Origin of the sequence: Sulfitobacter sp. 1A12157 (genome assembly GCF_043557345.1) — a bacterium.
GTDB lineage: Bacteria > Pseudomonadota > Alphaproteobacteria > Rhodobacterales > Rhodobacteraceae > Sulfitobacter.
This window is the reverse complement of the sequence record NZ_JBIFFV010000004.1, coordinates 196,876-211,652: the sequence shown is the minus strand read 5'-3', so window position 1 is coordinate 211,652 and position 14,777 is coordinate 196,876. Positions and strand designations below refer to the sequence as shown.

General features: G+C 62.4%; 13 protein-coding genes. 6 read left to right on the top strand and 7 right to left on the bottom strand.

The features are described from left to right. Positions 1-78 precede the first annotated feature (78 nt). Positions 79-2,826: a DNA gyrase subunit A gene (gene gyrA / locus ACGYLC_RS09755; protein ID WP_394422804.1), complete on the top strand. Its 2,748-nt coding sequence runs from the start codon at positions 79-81 to the stop codon at positions 2,824-2,826. 132 nt (positions 2,827-2,958) lie between these two features. Here the strand turns inward: gyrA and ACGYLC_RS09750 are convergent, their stop codons facing one another. The 4 genes from ACGYLC_RS09750 to ACGYLC_RS09735 form a co-directional block, all read right to left on the bottom strand. Beyond that, positions 2,959-3,291: a hypothetical protein gene (locus ACGYLC_RS09750; protein WP_394401983.1), complete on the bottom strand. Its 333-nt coding sequence runs from the start codon at positions 3,289-3,291 to the stop codon at positions 2,959-2,961. 162 nt (positions 3,292-3,453) lie between these two features. Beyond that, positions 3,454-4,935: a carboxypeptidase M32 gene (locus ACGYLC_RS09745; protein WP_394422803.1), complete on the bottom strand. Its 1,482-nt coding sequence runs from the start codon at positions 4,933-4,935 to the stop codon at positions 3,454-3,456. A 3-nt stretch (positions 4,936-4,938) separates the two neighbouring features. Then, positions 4,939-6,084: a heme A synthase gene (gene ctaA, locus ACGYLC_RS09740; protein WP_394422802.1), complete on the bottom strand. Its 1,146-nt coding sequence runs from the start codon at positions 6,082-6,084 to the stop codon at positions 4,939-4,941. Positions 6,085-6,347: 263 nt separating this feature from the next. After that, the gene (locus tag ACGYLC_RS09735; RefSeq protein ID WP_322327805.1) at positions 6,348-7,112 is read right to left on the bottom strand and encodes an RNA methyltransferase; all 765 of its coding nucleotides are present in this window, start codon (positions 7,110-7,112) and stop codon (positions 6,348-6,350) included. A gap of 140 nt (positions 7,113-7,252) precedes the next feature. Between ACGYLC_RS09735 and ACGYLC_RS09730 the strand changes: the two genes are divergently transcribed. After that, on the top strand, positions 7,253-7,876 hold the full coding sequence (locus ACGYLC_RS09730) for a thiamine phosphate synthase (RefSeq protein ID WP_394422801.1): 624 nt from the start codon (positions 7,253-7,255) through the stop codon (positions 7,874-7,876). Between the two features lie 40 nt (positions 7,877-7,916). On the opposite strand, the gene ACGYLC_RS09725 is transcribed toward ACGYLC_RS09730, so the two are convergent. Continuing rightward, complete coding sequence (locus tag ACGYLC_RS09725; RefSeq protein ID WP_394422800.1) at positions 7,917-9,062, bottom strand: HupE/UreJ family protein; 1,146 nt, start codon at positions 9,060-9,062, stop codon at positions 7,917-7,919. Here ACGYLC_RS09725 and ACGYLC_RS09720 point away from each other — a divergent pair. From ACGYLC_RS09720 to ACGYLC_RS09705, 4 genes are all read left to right on the top strand, one after another. Further along, positions 9,046-9,888: a DUF4198 domain-containing protein gene (locus ACGYLC_RS09720; protein WP_394422799.1), complete on the top strand. Its 843-nt coding sequence runs from the start codon at positions 9,046-9,048 to the stop codon at positions 9,886-9,888. The two genes, ACGYLC_RS09725 and ACGYLC_RS09720, sit on opposite strands and share 17 nt — an antisense overlap. A gap of 42 nt (positions 9,889-9,930) precedes the next feature. Beyond that, entirely contained in the window at positions 9,931-10,815 is an 885-nt protein-coding gene (locus ACGYLC_RS09715; RefSeq protein WP_394422798.1) for a PfkB family carbohydrate kinase, read from the top strand. Next, on the top strand, positions 10,812-11,744 hold the full coding sequence (locus ACGYLC_RS09710) for a pseudouridine-5'-phosphate glycosidase (RefSeq protein WP_394401997.1): 933 nt from the start codon (positions 10,812-10,814) through the stop codon (positions 11,742-11,744). Before ACGYLC_RS09715 ends, ACGYLC_RS09710 begins: the two co-directional genes overlap by 4 nt. Before the next feature lie 84 nt (positions 11,745-11,828). Further along, positions 11,829-12,581 carry a DUF502 domain-containing protein gene (locus ACGYLC_RS09705; RefSeq protein ID WP_394401999.1) on the top strand — a complete coding sequence of 251 codons (753 nt, stop codon included), beginning with the start codon at positions 11,829-11,831 and terminating at the stop codon, positions 12,579-12,581. Here the strand turns inward: ACGYLC_RS09705 and ACGYLC_RS09700 are convergent. Both ACGYLC_RS09700 and ACGYLC_RS09695 read right to left on the bottom strand, forming a co-directional pair. After that, complete coding sequence (locus ACGYLC_RS09700; RefSeq protein WP_394422797.1) at positions 12,561-13,595, bottom strand: patatin-like phospholipase family protein; 1,035 nt, start codon at positions 13,593-13,595, stop codon at positions 12,561-12,563. The two genes, ACGYLC_RS09705 and ACGYLC_RS09700, sit on opposite strands and share 21 nt — an antisense overlap. 5 nt (positions 13,596-13,600) lie before the next feature. Further along, complete coding sequence (locus ACGYLC_RS09695) at positions 13,601-14,386, bottom strand: 3-hydroxybutyrate dehydrogenase (RefSeq protein ID WP_394422796.1); 786 nt, start codon at positions 14,384-14,386, stop codon at positions 13,601-13,603. Positions 14,387-14,777: the final 391 nt, after the last annotated feature.

Here is a 14,777-nt window from a genome sequence, read left to right as displayed (position 1 = left end):
CAGCCATTGCACCTGATATGCCCCGTCTGCTATAGAAAACCCCAAGATATAGAACCATAAAAATGGTGGGCAAGATACGTGACCGATACGCCGGATACCCCTGAAAACGCAGACGAAAAACCCATCTTTCACGGGCCGTCGGTGACCATCGAACACGAGATGCGCACGTCCTATCTGGACTACGCGATGTCCGTGATCGTCAGCCGCGCGATTCCCGACCTGCGCGACGGTCTGAAACCGGTTCACCGCCGCATCCTCTACGCAATGCATGAGACCGGCAACACGCATGAAAAACCCTACCGCAAGTCCGCCCGTCCGGTGGGCGACGTGATGGGCCAGTACCACCCGCACGGCGACTCTGCGATCTACGACGCACTGGTGCGGATGGCGCAGGACTTCTCCATGTCGCTGCCGCTTTTGGACGGTCAGGGCAACTTCGGCTCGATGGACGGCGATAACCCGGCGGCGATGCGCTACACCGAAGTGCGCATGGACAAGCCCGCCGCCTACCTGCTGGCCGATATCGACAAGGAAACCGTCGATTTTCAAGACAACTACGACGGCAAGCAGCAGGAACCCACGGTTCTGCCCGCGCGCTTTCCCAACATGCTGGTCAATGGCGCGGGCGGCATCGCCGTCGGCATGGCGACCAACATCCCGCCGCACAACCTCGGCGAGGTGGTGGATGCCTGCCTCGCGCTGATCGACGATCCGGACCTGACCTCGGAACAACTTATCGACTATGTCCCCGGCCCCGACTTTCCGACGGGCGGCATCATGCTGGGCCGCTCCGGCGCGCGCAAAGCCTATCTCGAGGGCCGCGGCAGCGTGGTGATCCGCGCCAAGACCCGGGTCGAGGAAATCCGCAAAGACCGCTGGGCCATCGTCATCGACGAGATTCCCTATCAGGTCAACAAAGCCACGATGATCGAAAAGATCGCCGAACAGGTTCGCGAGAAGAAGATCGAAGGCATCGCCCACGTTCAGGACGAAAGCGACCGCAACGGCGTACGCGTGGTGATCGAACTCAAACGCGACGCCACCGCCGAAGTGGTGATGAACCAGCTTTACCGCTTCACGCCGATGCAGACCTATTTCGGCTGCAACATGCTGGCGCTCAACGGCGGCCGGCCCGAACAGCTGACCTTGCGGAAATTCCTCAGCTACTTCATCGACTTCCGCGAAGATGTCGTGGCGCGCCGCACCGCTTACCTGCTGCGCAAGGCGCGCGAGCGCAGCCATATCCTCTGCGGTCTCGCGGTCGCCGTCACCAATATCGATGAGGTCGTGGCCACCATCCGTTCTTCTGCCGATGCCGCCGAGGCGCGCGAGAAGTTGATGACCCGGCGCTGGCCCGCCGAGGACATCCTGCCCTATATCGCGCTCATCGACGACCCGACCCATACGGCGAACGATGACGGCACCTACAACCTTTCCGAAGCACAGGCCCGCGCCATTCTGGAACTGCGGCTACAGCGCCTCACGCAGATCGGCGTCAAGGAAGTGACCGACGAGCTGGAAGAACTGGCGGGTAAGATCAAAGAATACCTCGAGATCCTCGGGAGCCGCGAGCGTATCCTCGGCATTATTTCCGACGAACTGCGCGAGGTGCGCGACCAATTCGCCGTGCCGCGCCGGACCGAGATCGTTGACTGGTCGGGCGACATGGACGACGAAGACCTGATCGCCCGCGAGGAGATGGTCGTGACCGTCACCTCCGGCGGCTATATCAAGCGCACGCCCTTGGCCGATTTCCGCGCGCAGCGCCGCGGCGGCAAGGGTGTTTCGGGCATGCAAACCAAGGAAGAGGATGTCGTCACCAACCTTTTCGTCGCCAACACACATACGCAGCTTTTGTTCTTCACCACCGACGGGATGGTCTACAAACTGAAGACATGGCGCCTGCCGCAGGGCGCGCGCACCGCCAAGGGCAAGGCCATCGTCAACATCCTGCCCATCCCCACCGGCGTCTCCATCGCCGCAATCATGCCCGTGGACCGGGACGAAAAGGAATGGGACGATCTTCAGGTGATCTTTGCCACCTCTGCCGGAACGGTGCGGCGCAACAAACTGTCGGACTTCACCAATGTGAAGGCGAACGGCAAGATCGCCATGAAATTCGAAGGCGAGCATGAGGGCACCACGCTGATCAACGCGCGCATCGCCTCGAACGATGATGACGTGATGCTGGTCACCGACGCGGGCCGTGCGATCCGCTTCCCGGCGACCGATGTGCGGGTGTTCAACTCGCGCAACTCCGTCGGTGTACGCGGCATCCGTCTGGGCGAAGGCGACAACCTTGTCTCCATGTCTGTGATCCGCCATTTCGAAGCGAGTTCGGAAGAGCGTGTCGCCTATCTCAAACAGCGCCGTCTGATGGCGGGGCTGACCGACGACGACAGCAGCGATGACGAGGAAGAGCAGGTTCAAGCCGGACAGCTCAGCACCGAGCGTTATGCCGAAATGTCCGCCGCCGAAGATCTGATCCTGACGATCACCGCCAAGGGCGCGGGCAAGGTTTCCTCCGCCCATGACTACCCCGTGAGGGGCCGCGGAGGCATGGGCGTGACCGCATGGACCAAGGCCATGGCCCACGGCCCCATCGTCGCCTGTTTCCCGGTGGAAATGTCCGACCAGGTGATGCTGGCAACCTCCAAAGGCCAGTCGATCCGCGTGCCGGTCGAAGGCATCTCTTTCCGCTCACGCAGCGCAGGGGGTGTGAAAGTGTTCAGCACCGGCAAGAACGAAGAAGTCGTCAGCGTGGCCTGGATCGCCGATCAAGGCAACGAAGAGGATGAAGCCGAGGGTGACAGCGCCGCCGGGTGATCGGCGCCCCCCCCGCGCCCGCCCCCTGCATATGCTTTGGGGGGGATGTTTTTCGAGATATCCTTGAACCATAAAAAATCCCCCGCGCCATCCGCGCGGGGGATTTTCCAATCTTAAACTTCCGTTAGGAAATTAGTTGGTAGTCGTGGTCGAAGAAGACGACCCTGCGGCTGCAACCGCAACCAGAACCAGCGCGGCACCAGCGGCTGCTGCACCACCACCAAGGCCAGCACCCGCTGCGAAAAGACCAGCGCCCGCTGCGGCAGGCTTGCAAACACGCGCAGTGTTGCCGTCAACCATGACGGGGTTAGGCTTGCAGTTGTAGATCACGCCGTTGGCGCCCTGAACCTGAAGCGAATAGACCGGATCGTCAGACGCCCCAAGAACCGCCGCTTGAGACGTAGTTTGGGCGAAAGCAGCACCCGAAAGAGCGATAGTTGCCGCCACCGTTGCAAGAATTTTCATGTCTAGGTACTCCTATATCTCGTCAAAAATTAAACTCACCGCAGCATCGCATATAATCTTATCCGGCGCAAAGGCGAAATATTAAGCTATGGTTAGGAATTATAGCGATGCCCTTCGTTTAAGCAACACCGTGATAGGGCAATTGTTCCCCACCTTAGCTGCCTAAATTCCATACAGTTCCTTGAACTTATTTTCCAGATAGGTCAGCAACGGCGCTTCAGTCGGCGGCTTTCCGCAAGCGCGGGTGATTACCTCACGGGGCTCATAGAGTCCCCCATGCTTTTGCACGTTTTCACGCAGCCAACCTGTGGCCGCGCTCGTGTCCCCTCTCGCCAAAGCCTCGTCGAGATCGGGTACGGCCTCCCGCAATGCCTCGTGAAGGCAACCGGCATAGACATTGCCGAGGCTATAGGTCGGGAAATAGCCCAGAAGCCCGACGGACCAATGCACGTCCTGCAATACGCCGTTTGAAGGGCGGTCGACCGGATAGCCGAAATCAGCCTCAAAGCGATCGTTCCATGCCGCTTCCAACCCATCGACCTGGAGGTTGCCCGACATCAGCGCCCGCTCAAGATCGAAACGCAGCAGAACATGAAGATTATACTGAAGCTCATCCGCCTCGGTCCGAATGAAACCATCCGACACGCGGTTGACGATCCGGTAGAAGGTCTCGGCATCCGGCACGCCGAAATCGCCATAGACCGCCGTCATCTCACCATAGAGCCACCCGGTGAAGGCGCGGCTGCGGCCGATCTGGTTTTCGTAGATGCGGCTTTGGCTTTCATGCACCCCCATCGACACGCCCCGGCCCAAAGGCGTCAGCAGATAGGCGCTGTCGATCCCCTGCTCATAGGCCGCATGGCCGACCTCATGCACGGTGGAGTAGAAGCAATTGAACGGGTCGAGAGCATTGGTTCGCGTGGTGATCCGCACGTCCAGCCCCGACCCGGAGGAGAAGGGATGCACCGCCTTGTCGATGCGTCCGGTGGCCAGATCATAGCCAAAACGCCGCGCCAGTTTGGCGGTGAGGGTCATCTGTGCTGCTTCGTCAAAGACCCCATCCAACACCGGCGGCGCTTCGGCATCGCGGACGGCGGCGCGCAGTTCGGAGAGTTTTGGCCGCAACGCGCCAAACATGGCTTCAAGGTCCGCCGCCGTGGTGCCGGGCTCGTAATCCTCAAGCATGGCGTCGTAAATCCCGATTTCGCGCCCTTCGGCCAACGCGGCCCCCTCTTCGCGTTTAAGCGCGATCACTTCTTTCAAAGTAGGAGCGAAAGCCGCGAAATCATCGGCGGCGCGGGCCTCGGCCCAAGTGCCTTGGGCGGCGGAGGTGACGCGGGCGATGCGCGCCGCCAGATCGGCGGGCACGCGGGTGGCACGATCAAAGTCGCGCTTGATGTGGCGCAGGTTCGCCTGCCCGACCGCATCCAACGCCGCGGGCTCGATCTGGGCCAGCCAATCCGCGATGCGTGGGTCGATGCGGCGGGCGTGCAGAACGCTTTCCATCGCCGCCATCTCCTCGGCCCGCTGCGGGGCCGCACCCCGGGGCATGACCGTTTCCTGATCCCAGCCCAAACGGCCCGCGACCTGCGCCAGCGCCTCGGTGTCGTGCTGAAAAGCCATCAAATCGTCATATGCAGTCATGTCTCAGCCTCTCAGCGATGTGGCGACAGGATAGGCCGCAAGGAAACGCGCACGCAGGATCAGCACCCAGAGCAGTACGGCCAGCGCCTGATGCGCGAGCGCCAGATGCACGGGCGCGGCATAAAGCACGGTGGTGATGCCCAGAACCACCTGCAAAAACAGTGCCGCCATCACGGCGTTGAAAGCAAAACGCGTCCGGGCATGGGCCGAGCGGCGACCGCGCAGCCAGACGACGACCCCGAAAGCGAAAAGCAGATAGCCCGCCATCCGGTGCATGAATTGCACCAGTCCCGGATTCTCAAAGAAATTCCGCCATGTCGGCGTGATGTCGAATGCCTCGGGCGGGAAGAACTGCCCCTGCATCAGCGGCCAGTCGACGAAATAACGCCCCGCGTCAATCCCTGCGACCAGGGCGCCCAGCAGGATTTGCACTGCGGCGAAATGCAACAGACCCGTAGCCATGCCGAATTGCTTGGCCTCCTTGGCGCGGCGGGCTTGCATTAGATCGCGTTCGCTGCGGCCCAGCAAGAGCACATACCAAGTGATGAAACCGAGGATGACAAAGGCCAGCCCCAGATGCGTCGCCAAACGGTAAGAGGCCACGTCCGTCACCCCCTGCCCGCTGGTCACGCCCGAGGCGACCATCCACCAGCCAATCGCCCCCTGCGCGCCACCCAATGCGCCGATAAAGAGCAGCCGTTTGGTCCAGCCGACAGGTATTTGGCGGCGCAGGAGGAAATAGAAAAAGCCCAAGACCCAGACAAGGCCGATCACCCGGCCAAGCTGCCGATGCCCCCATTCCCACCAGTAAATGCTTTTGAAATCAGAGAGTTCCATCCAAGAATTCTGGACCTGAAACTCATCAATCTGTTGGTATTTTTCGAATTCCGCTTGCCAATCGGCCTCGTTCATTGGCGGCAGGGCTCCGGTCACCGGGCGCCATTCCGTAATGCTAAGGCCGGAGTCGGTCAGCCGCGTCAGCCCGCCTACGGCGATCATGACAAAGACCAGCGCAAAGAGGATCATCAGCCAGACCCGGATCGGCCCGCGCGCCCCGCCCCGGCCCTTGTCGATCGTGCCGGTTTGCACCGGGGGACGGCTGGGTTGGTCGGCTCCGACCTCTTCGAACAGTTTGCGTTTCTCCGCCATGGCGCGCCTCTTTTTCCGTTTGGACAGAGTGGTATGACATGGGCGGGGAAAGGTCTAGCGGGGTGGGTTATGTTGCCGGATGCGCCGCCAACCCCGGCCCGGAATCAAGCCGAAGGCGCCGGGCCATCGCCTGCCCGCCCCACGGGGAGGCGATTTGGCAAGGACAGGCGCAACACTGCGGCAAAGCATTGATGCTGCACCATAAAGTGGCTGAAAAACCTTCAGGGTCGCCACCCCACGGGCAGGCGCTGGCCCTCCGTCGCTCAGCCTTTCTCCTTCCAACGGACCATTTGCCGCAGGATGCCATGCAGCATCTGCACATCCGCCCGCGTGAGCGGCATCCGCGACCACATGTTGCGCAGGTTAAGCTTCATCGAGGCGACCTTATGCTCGGGGAAGAAGAACCCGGCCTCGGTCAACTGCTCCTCGTAATGCCGCGCCAGATGGTCGACCTCGGCCCCCTTGGCCCAATCGGTGCCCGCCATCTCGACCACCTCATGGGTCACCTCGCCCTGTGCCCGCATCCATTCATAGGACATCAACAAAACGCATTGCGCGAGGTTGAGAGAGGCGAACTTGGGGTTCACCGGGACCGAGACGATGGCATTGGCCTGTGCGATGTCCTCATTCTCAAGCCCTGCCCGTTCCGGCCCGAACAGCACTGCAACCCGTTGGCCCGCCGCGATTTTCTCTGCCGCCAGCCGCATCGCGGCTTCGGGGCTGTAGACTGGTTTGGTCAGGTCTCGGCTGCGCGCCGTGGTGGCAAAGGTGAAATCGCAATCGCCGAGCGCTTCGGGCAGATCGGCGCAATGCTGCGCCTCGTCCAACAGCCGCCCCGCGCCCGAGGCCATGGCCACGGCGGATTGGCTCGGCCACCCGTCGCGCGGGGCCACGACCCGCATGTGATCAAGGCCGAAATTCCACATGGCACGCGCCGCGGCGCCGATGTTCTCGCCCATCTGGGGGCGGACCAGCACGATGGCCGGGATCGGCGCGGGCTGAACGGGGGAGGAGGATGTCTCTGTCATGCGCGCCTCATAGCCCCTGCGCCGCAGCACCGCAAGAAAGCCCGCGCGACACACGCATATCCGTTTTCTTTTGCAGCGCCTTGCGCTAGTCAGACCTCCAGACCCGAGCAGGGCCGCAGACCCGATTAAGGACAGTGACCATGGACGCGCCAGAACAGCCGCAGATTTACCTTATCACCCCACCCGAAGTTGAGCTGAGCCAATTCCCCGCGCAACTCGCCGCCGTGCTCGACGCCCATCCGGTCGCCTGTGTGCGCATGGCACTTTCGACCCGCGACGAAGACCGCCTTGCCCGCGCCGGTGACGCGCTGCGCGAGGTGACCCATGCGCGCGATGTGGCCTTGGTGATCACGGATCACCTGCTGCTGGTCGAGAAGCTCGGCCTTGACGGCGTGCACCTGAGCGATGCCGCCCGCACCGTGCGCCATGCCCGCAAAGAACTGGGCGAAGATGCCATCGTCGGCGCCTTTTGCGGCACATCGCGGCATGAGGGGATGGCGGCAGGCGAAGCCGGGGCGGACTACATCAGCTTCGGCCCGACCCAAGCCAGCGCCCTTGGCGATGGAAGCTTTGCCGAGGCCGACTTGTTTCAGTGGTGGTCCGAAGTGATCGAAGTGCCCGTCGTCGCCGAAGGCGCACTCGACATCAACATGATCCGCGATCTCGCCTCCCGGACCGACTTTTTCGGCATCGGCACCGAGATTTGGGACAAGGACGATCCGGTGGCCGAACTCGCCACCCTGATCGCCGCCATGCAGGGCTAAGCGGCCCTTGGGGCAGCCCGCTCAAGGGCTGCCCGCTCGCTTACAGAAACACCCGTTCGATGAACCAATAGGCCCCGACCGCCGCGATGATGCAAGAGGCGGGGACCGCGATGGCGCGGCGATACCAGTCGCGATTCATCGCCCAGCCGACCAATACGAAGGCGATGGCGATTACTGCCAGCTGGCCCAGTTCCACCCCAATATTGAAGCCGATGAGCGCGGGCACGAATTGCCCCGCAGGCAGGCCGAAGTCCCCCAGCACCGAGGCAAACCCAAGCCCGTGCAACAGCCCAAAGCCAAAGATCACCAAGGGGCGCCAGCGGTTTAAGGCGGAGTGAAAGATATTCTCGACCGCGACATAGGTGATCGAGGCGGCGATCAGCGGCTCGACGATGGCACCGGGCACGTTGACCCAGCCCAAAGCCCCAAGCGCCAGCGTGACCGTATGGGCCAGCGTGAAGGCGCTGACCTGCCAGATCAAAGGCCGCAGACGGGTCGACAGAAAGAACAGGCCCAAAACGAATAGGATGTGATCCAACCCTTTGGGCAGGATGTGATCGAAACCGACCGGGATGTAGCTGACGAAGGCCTGCCAGCCAGTTTCGGCATCACCGCCCGCAAGGGCGATTTCGGGGCTGGTTTCACCGCCCGAGAGATAGCCGGTATAGGGATCCTCCACCCCTTGCTGGCGCAGGACCAGCGCGCCCGCGCCATCCGGCCATGTCACCTGAACCTGTGCCGCCCCCGCAGGCACCGCGCCCTCCAGCCGCCACTGGCTGTCGCGCGGCAGTTCGCCGTCGACCCCTTCGGGCACCTCGACCGTCACACTCTTTAACGGGACGGCGGTGCCATCTACGCTGAGCAGCGGCAGGCTGTTCCACTTCGGCAAAAGCCCGGCCGCGCGGGCGGCGATGCGCCCGGCGGGCAGACTGCGCAGGGCATCGTAATCGCCTGCATTCTCGGCATTGTCGGTGTCTTCGACGGTATCGAGGTCGATGCCCGCCAAGAGCGCTTCGAGGTTGATGTTCAGCGTCAGCACCGCCCGCCCATCGGCCACGGTCAAATCCGCGATCGTGGGTTTGACCTCATGCGCCTGCGCTGCCGCGCCCAAGGAAAGCAGCAACGCGCTTGACAACAGCCACAGCAACGCCAGCTTGGATCTCAACAAAATGAAAGTTCTCTTCATGAAACTGTCCCAGTTGTCCGCTATTATTTTCAGTATCTTATCGGCAGCGCCTGCCTTTGCACATGAATACTGGCTGTCGCCGGTGAACTATCAAGTGGAAAGCGGTGAAAAGATCGCGGCGCATTTTCGCAATGGTGAGGAGTTTATCGGCACGGCCTTTCCCTATCTGCCCAACCGGCTCACGCGTTTCGAGGTCAAGATCGGCGGGCGAGAGGTCGCGCTCTCGCCGCGCGCGGGCGACAACCCTGCCCTGACGCTCCCCGCGCCCGAAGGTGATGCGCTGATCGTGGCGGTGGCCGAAACGACACCGTCCAAAGTGACCTATGAGGACTTCGACAAGTTCCTCCGTTTCGCGGCGCATAAGGACTTCCCCAAGGCCGAGAGCGATCACCGCGCGAACGGCTGGTCGACCGAGAAGGTCGTCGAAAGCTACACCCGCCACGTGAAAACACTGATCGCCCTCGGCGCGGGCACGGGGCAGGATGCGCCCACCGGCATGGCGACCGAGTTCGTGGCGCTGACGAATCCCTATGACGCAGATTTCGCGGGTGAGATGAAAGTGGCACTCCTCTATCAAGGCGCCCCCCGCTCCAACGCCCAGATCGAAGTGTTCGACCGCGCGCCGGATAACAGCGTGACCATCACCCGCCACCGCACCGATGCGGCGGGGGAAGCACTGGTTCCGGTCACTGCGGGCCATGAATACCTTTTTGACGCGGTGGTGCTGCGCCCGGCGGCAGAAGCGCAGACCGGCGCGGGCTACGACCCCGATCAACCGGTCTGGGAAACGCTCTGGGCGGCGCTGACATTCGCGGTACTACAATAACGCCGCTTGCGCGGGGGGAGATTTGGCGGCTAGAAGCGCCGCATGACCAAGACAGCTGACATCCTTTGCATCGGCTCCGTCCTGTGGGACGTGATCGGCCGCTCTGAAAACGCCATGCGCCAAGGCTCCGACATGCCGGGGCGGATCACCCGCCTGCCCGGCGGCGTGGCGCTGAACATCGGCATGGCGCTGGCGCGCTTTGGGCTGACGCCCGCGCTGCTTTCCGCTGTGGGGCGCGATGCCGAAGGGGATGAGTTGATCGCCGCCTGCGCCCTGCGCGGGCTGGTCACCGATCACGTCTACCGCTCTGACGATCTGCCGACCGACCGTTACATGGCCGTCGAAGGCTCCAACGGGTTGATCGCCGCGATTGCCGATGCCCATTCGCTGGAGGCTGCGGGCGACAAGATCTTGCGCCCGCTGGAGGATGGCAGCCTGCCCAGCCCCTACGAAGGGGCTGTGGCGCTCGATGGCAACCTGACCGTCGAACTGCTGGCCCGCATGGCCCAAAGCCCGCTCTTGGCAAAGGCCGACCTGCGCGTCGCGCCCGCCTCTCCCGGCAAGGCGCTACGGCTGACGCCCTTCCTAAAGGCGGGGCGCGGCACGCTTTATGTGAACCTCGAAGAGGCAGGGTTGCTCTGCCAATCAAGCTTTGACGATTCCCCCACCGCCGCCCGCGCCCTGCTGGCCCGTGGCGCGCGCCGCGCCGTGGTGACCGACGGCGGCAATCCCGCCACCGTGGGCCAAGGCGACGAGATCATCACCCTTACCCCGCCACAGGTCCATGTCGCGCGGGTCACGGGTGCAGGCGATACATTCATGGCGGCCCATGTGGCTGCTGAACTTGGCGGTGCTATTGCGCAATCCGCCCTCAAGGCAGCACTCGATGCCGCCGCCCTTTACGTTTCCGGAGAGACCAAGATATGACCACCGCCACATCCGCCCTGCCCCTCACCTTCAGCGCCGAGGTGGCCAAGGCCCGCGAAAGCGGCGCGCCGATCGTGGCCTTGGAAAGCACCATCATCACCCATGGCATGCCCTATCCGCAAAACCTCGAAGTGGCGCGGCAGGTCGAACAGGACATCCGCGACGCAGGCGCCGTGCCCGCCACAATCGCCGTGATCCGCGGCGCGCTGCACATCGGTCTGGACGATGACCAACTGAGCGATCTGGCTCAAGCCAAGGACGTGGCCAAACTCTCCCGCGCCGATATGGCCGTCTGCATCGCCTCGGGCGGGACAGGTGCCACCACCGTCGCCGCCACCATGATCGCCGCCAATCTTGCGGGCATCGAAGTCTTTGCCACCGGCGGCATCGGCGGCGTGCATAAGGGCGCGGAAGACAGCTTTGACATCTCCGCCGATCTCATGGAACTGGCCCAAACCCCCGTCACCGTCATCGCAGCAGGGGCCAAGGCGATCCTTGACGTGCCGAAGACGCTGGAGGTGCTGGAAACCCAAGGCGTGCCGGTCATCACCGTGGGCCAAGACAGCTTCCCCGCCTTCTGGAGCGCAGGCTCTGACCTGCAATCGCCGCTGCGCCTCGATGACGCCGCAGCCCTCGCCAAAGCCCACCGCACCCGCGCTGCCATGGGGCTGCCCGGCGGCCAGTTGGTGGCCAACCCGATCCCCGCAGCAGAGGAAATCCCCGCCGCCGAACTCGCCCCGATCATCGCGCAGGCCCAGTCCGAGGCGGATGCGCAAGGGGTCCATGGCAAGGGCGTGACCCCCTTCTTGTTGCAACGCATCTTCGAGCTGACCGAGGGCCGGTCGCTCACCGCCAATATCGCATTGGTGCGCAACAATGCCCGGCTGGGGGCAAAGATCGCCGCAAACCTCGTCAACCTGCCGCGTTAAAGGCGAAAAACACCGCGGAGCCATTGCCGGGCCGGGGCATACGCCTTAGCTATGATGCGATTAACTCTTCGGAAAACGGCGCAGATGAACACACCTTTTGATCCCGATCCAACGCAGGTTCGGCGCAGCCTTGTCGCAAGGCTGCGCGCGTCTTTCCTGACCGGTCTGGTCGTGATTGCGCCTGTCGGGCTGACCATCTGGCTGATCTGGAGCGTGGTCGGCTGGATCGACGGTTTCGTGCTGCCATTGGTGCCCAAAGCCTACCATCCTGACCGGCTGCTCCAGGATTTCTTGGGCCTCGACCCGTCGATGCAGTTCAACGTGCGCGGCCTTGGGGTGGTGATCTTTCTGATCTTCACCGTCATGGTGGGCTGGGCCGCGAAAGGGTTGATCGGCCGTTCGATGATCCGCTTCGCCGAAAGTCTGGTGGAACGCACCCCCGTCGTGCGGACGATTTATTCCGGCATCAAACAGATTTCCGAGACAATCTTCGCCCAGTCCGAGCGGAGCTTCGAGACCGCCTGCCTAATCGAATACCCCCGGCGCGGCATCTGGGCGCTTGGCTTCATCTCGACCGAGGCGAAGGGAGAGGTCTTGGCCCGCACCAACGCGGGCGGCGAGATGCTCTCGGTCTTTCTGCCGACCACGCCGAACCCAACCTCGGGCTTTTTGCTGTTCCTGCCGCGGGAGGATGTGATCGAACTCGACATGAGCGTCGAAGACGCGGCGAAGCTGGTGATCTCTGCTGGGCTGGTCTATCCGCCGCGCCCCGGTGCCGATCTGCCCGAGGCGCTGGCGCTGTCGGACCCTGAAAACTCAGCCAAACATCGCCGGTAGATCGACGCTGCTGCGCTGGTTCAGGTCGTCGAAGTGATCCTCAAGAAACCGGTCTGCCGCCGCCACGCCTGCCTCATGCAGCGCGCGGATCACCGCCGGGTTGGGCATCAGCTTCGTCGCCACCGACAACTGCGCCATCAGCGCGTCATCGGCGATCATATGCATGTGCACCCGCTTCATCCGCCCCTCCGGCAGGGTGCCATCCGCAATTAGCCTTTGCACGAAGTCAATCGCCCGCATCTCGCGCAGAAGGCTAGAATTGAAACTGATCTCATTGATGCGGTTTTGGATTTGCTGGCGCGTGACCGGAAGGTCTTCGCGGTCAAGCGGATTGATGTTCACCACCACGATATCTTCGGGCAGATCGTCTCGGAACAGCGGAAACAGCGCCGGGTTGCCGGTATAGCCCCCGTCCCAAAACGCCTCGCGCTGGCCGGTCTGGGCATCGTCAATCTCGACCGCCTTAAAGATCGTCGGCAGGCAGGCCGAGGCGAGCAAGGCATCTGGCCCGATCTCATCCCCCTCGAAGACCCGGATCTTGCCGTTGCGGACCCGTGTGGCGCAGACGAAAAAGAACGGCGGCCTATGCGCGCCCACCTTGCCATAGTCGAACCGCGCCACGACATCTTCGAGCGGATTGCGATAGAACGGGCCGTAGGCATAGGGCGACACAACCCGCGTCAGCGAATCCGATATCGCCATCGGCAGGCTATATTCCATCGCCTGACTGAGCTTATCCAAACCGAAGGGCGCCAGCCAATGCGACAGCCGCAGGTCCGAAATGCCCGAGACCTGCGCCCATAGCCAATCAAGATTTTCGCGCGCGCCCTCGCGCCCGCCTGCGATCATCCCCGATTTCAAGGCCGCGCCGTTCAGCGCCCCCGCCGAAGTGCCCGAGATCCCGCAGATGTCCAGATCGTCCTGCTGCAACAGCCGGTCGAGCACCCCCCAAGTAAAAGCGCCATGGGCGCCGCCCCCTTGGAGGGCAAGGTTAATGCGTTTCTTGACCGCCACGGCGCTTACAACGCCGTCCAGCCGCCATCGACACTGATCGTCGTGCCGGTGATCTGGGCCGCTGCATCCGAGCATAGGAAGGTCGCCGTGCCGCCCATCTGCTCAACAGTGGCGAATTCGCGCGACGGCTGCCGGGTGAGCATGACCTGTTCGATCACCTCTTCGCGGCTCATGCCATATTCCTTCATCGTGTCGGGAATCTGTTTCTCGACGATCGGGGTCAGCACATAGCCGGGGCAAATCGCGTTGCAGGTGATCGGGTCTTTCGCCGTCTCAAGCGCGGTGGTCTTGCTGAGGCCGACAATCCCGTGTTTCGCGGCGATATAGGCGGATTTATAGGGCGATGCGGTCAGACCATGGGCCGAAGCGATATTGATCACCCGGCCCCAGCCCGCCGCGCGCATCATTGGCAACGCCTCGGCGGTGGTGTGAAAGGCCGACGACAGGTTGATCGCGATGATCGCGTCCCATTTTTCGGTTGGAAACTCAGGGATTGGCGCGACATGCTGGATGCCTGCATTGTTCACCAAGATATCGCAGACCCCGGCTTCGGCAATCAAACGCCGACAGTCCGCCCCCTTGGACATGTCGGCCTTGATGTATCGGGCCGTTACGTTGCATGTCTGCGCAATCTCCTGCGCCAGCGCATGATCCGCCTCGTCATCGGTAAAAGAGTTCAACACGATATCGGCCCCGGCCCGCCCCAATTCCCAGGCGATGCCAAGTCCGATTCCAGAATTCGATCCCGTGATGACGGCTGTCTTGCCGGACAGGTCGATGGTGAAAGCCATGGCGCGTCTCCTTGTTCATGCTGCGCCTGCATCATGTACTGCGCGCGCGCCAAAGGGAAAGGGTTTGCGCGAAGGAGCTTAAGGGTCGGTGAAAATTGGCCAAAAAAAACGCCCGCGCGAGGCGGGCGTAAGTTATTGAGGCAGGTTTCATACAGGCAAGAAACCTATCGAGCAGTGACCTCTGTATACGCCTTTCACGCTCACAATCCAAGCTAAAAGTTTGATAAGGCGAGAATCCGCGGGTATGGAATAACTCCAACAAAATAAGGGCAGATCGTGATTGTTTCAAAAATGAGCTGGGAATTTTTCTCGAAAGCACGGGGCGTTGCGGCCCTTTCTTCACTGATTCTGCTCTCGGGCGCGGCATGGGCCGCCCCGCAACATGGAATCG

Bases quoted from the DNA above. Each gene is read 5' to 3' on its own strand.
- ACGYLC_RS09750 (WP_394401983.1), bottom strand. From the start codon at position 3,291: ATGAAAATTCTTGCAACGGTGGCGGCAACTATCGCTCTTTCGGGTGCT.
- ACGYLC_RS09745 (WP_394422803.1), bottom strand. From the start codon at position 4,935: ATGACTGCATATGACGATTTGATGGCTTTTCAGCACGACACCGAGGCG.
- ctaA (WP_394422802.1), bottom strand. From the start codon at position 6,084: ATGGCGGAGAAACGCAAACTGTTCGAAGAGGTCGGAGCCGACCAACCC.
- ACGYLC_RS09735 (WP_322327805.1), bottom strand. From the start codon at position 7,112: ATGACAGAGACATCCTCCTCCCCCGTTCAGCCCGCGCCGATCCCGGCC.
- ACGYLC_RS09730 (WP_394422801.1), top strand. From the start codon at position 7,253: ATGGACGCGCCAGAACAGCCGCAGATTTACCTTATCACCCCACCCGAA.
- ACGYLC_RS09720 (WP_394422799.1), top strand. From the start codon at position 9,046: ATGAAAGTTCTCTTCATGAAACTGTCCCAGTTGTCCGCTATTATTTTC.
- ACGYLC_RS09725 (WP_394422800.1), bottom strand. From the start codon at position 9,062: ATGAAGAGAACTTTCATTTTGTTGAGATCCAAGCTGGCGTTGCTGTGG.
- ACGYLC_RS09715 (WP_394422798.1), top strand. From the start codon at position 9,931: ATGACCAAGACAGCTGACATCCTTTGCATCGGCTCCGTCCTGTGGGAC.
- ACGYLC_RS09710 (WP_394401997.1), top strand. From the start codon at position 10,812: ATGACCACCGCCACATCCGCCCTGCCCCTCACCTTCAGCGCCGAGGTG.
- ACGYLC_RS09705 (WP_394401999.1), top strand. From the start codon at position 11,829: ATGAACACACCTTTTGATCCCGATCCAACGCAGGTTCGGCGCAGCCTT.
- ACGYLC_RS09695 (WP_394422796.1), bottom strand. From the start codon at position 14,386: ATGGCTTTCACCATCGACCTGTCCGGCAAGACAGCCGTCATCACGGGA.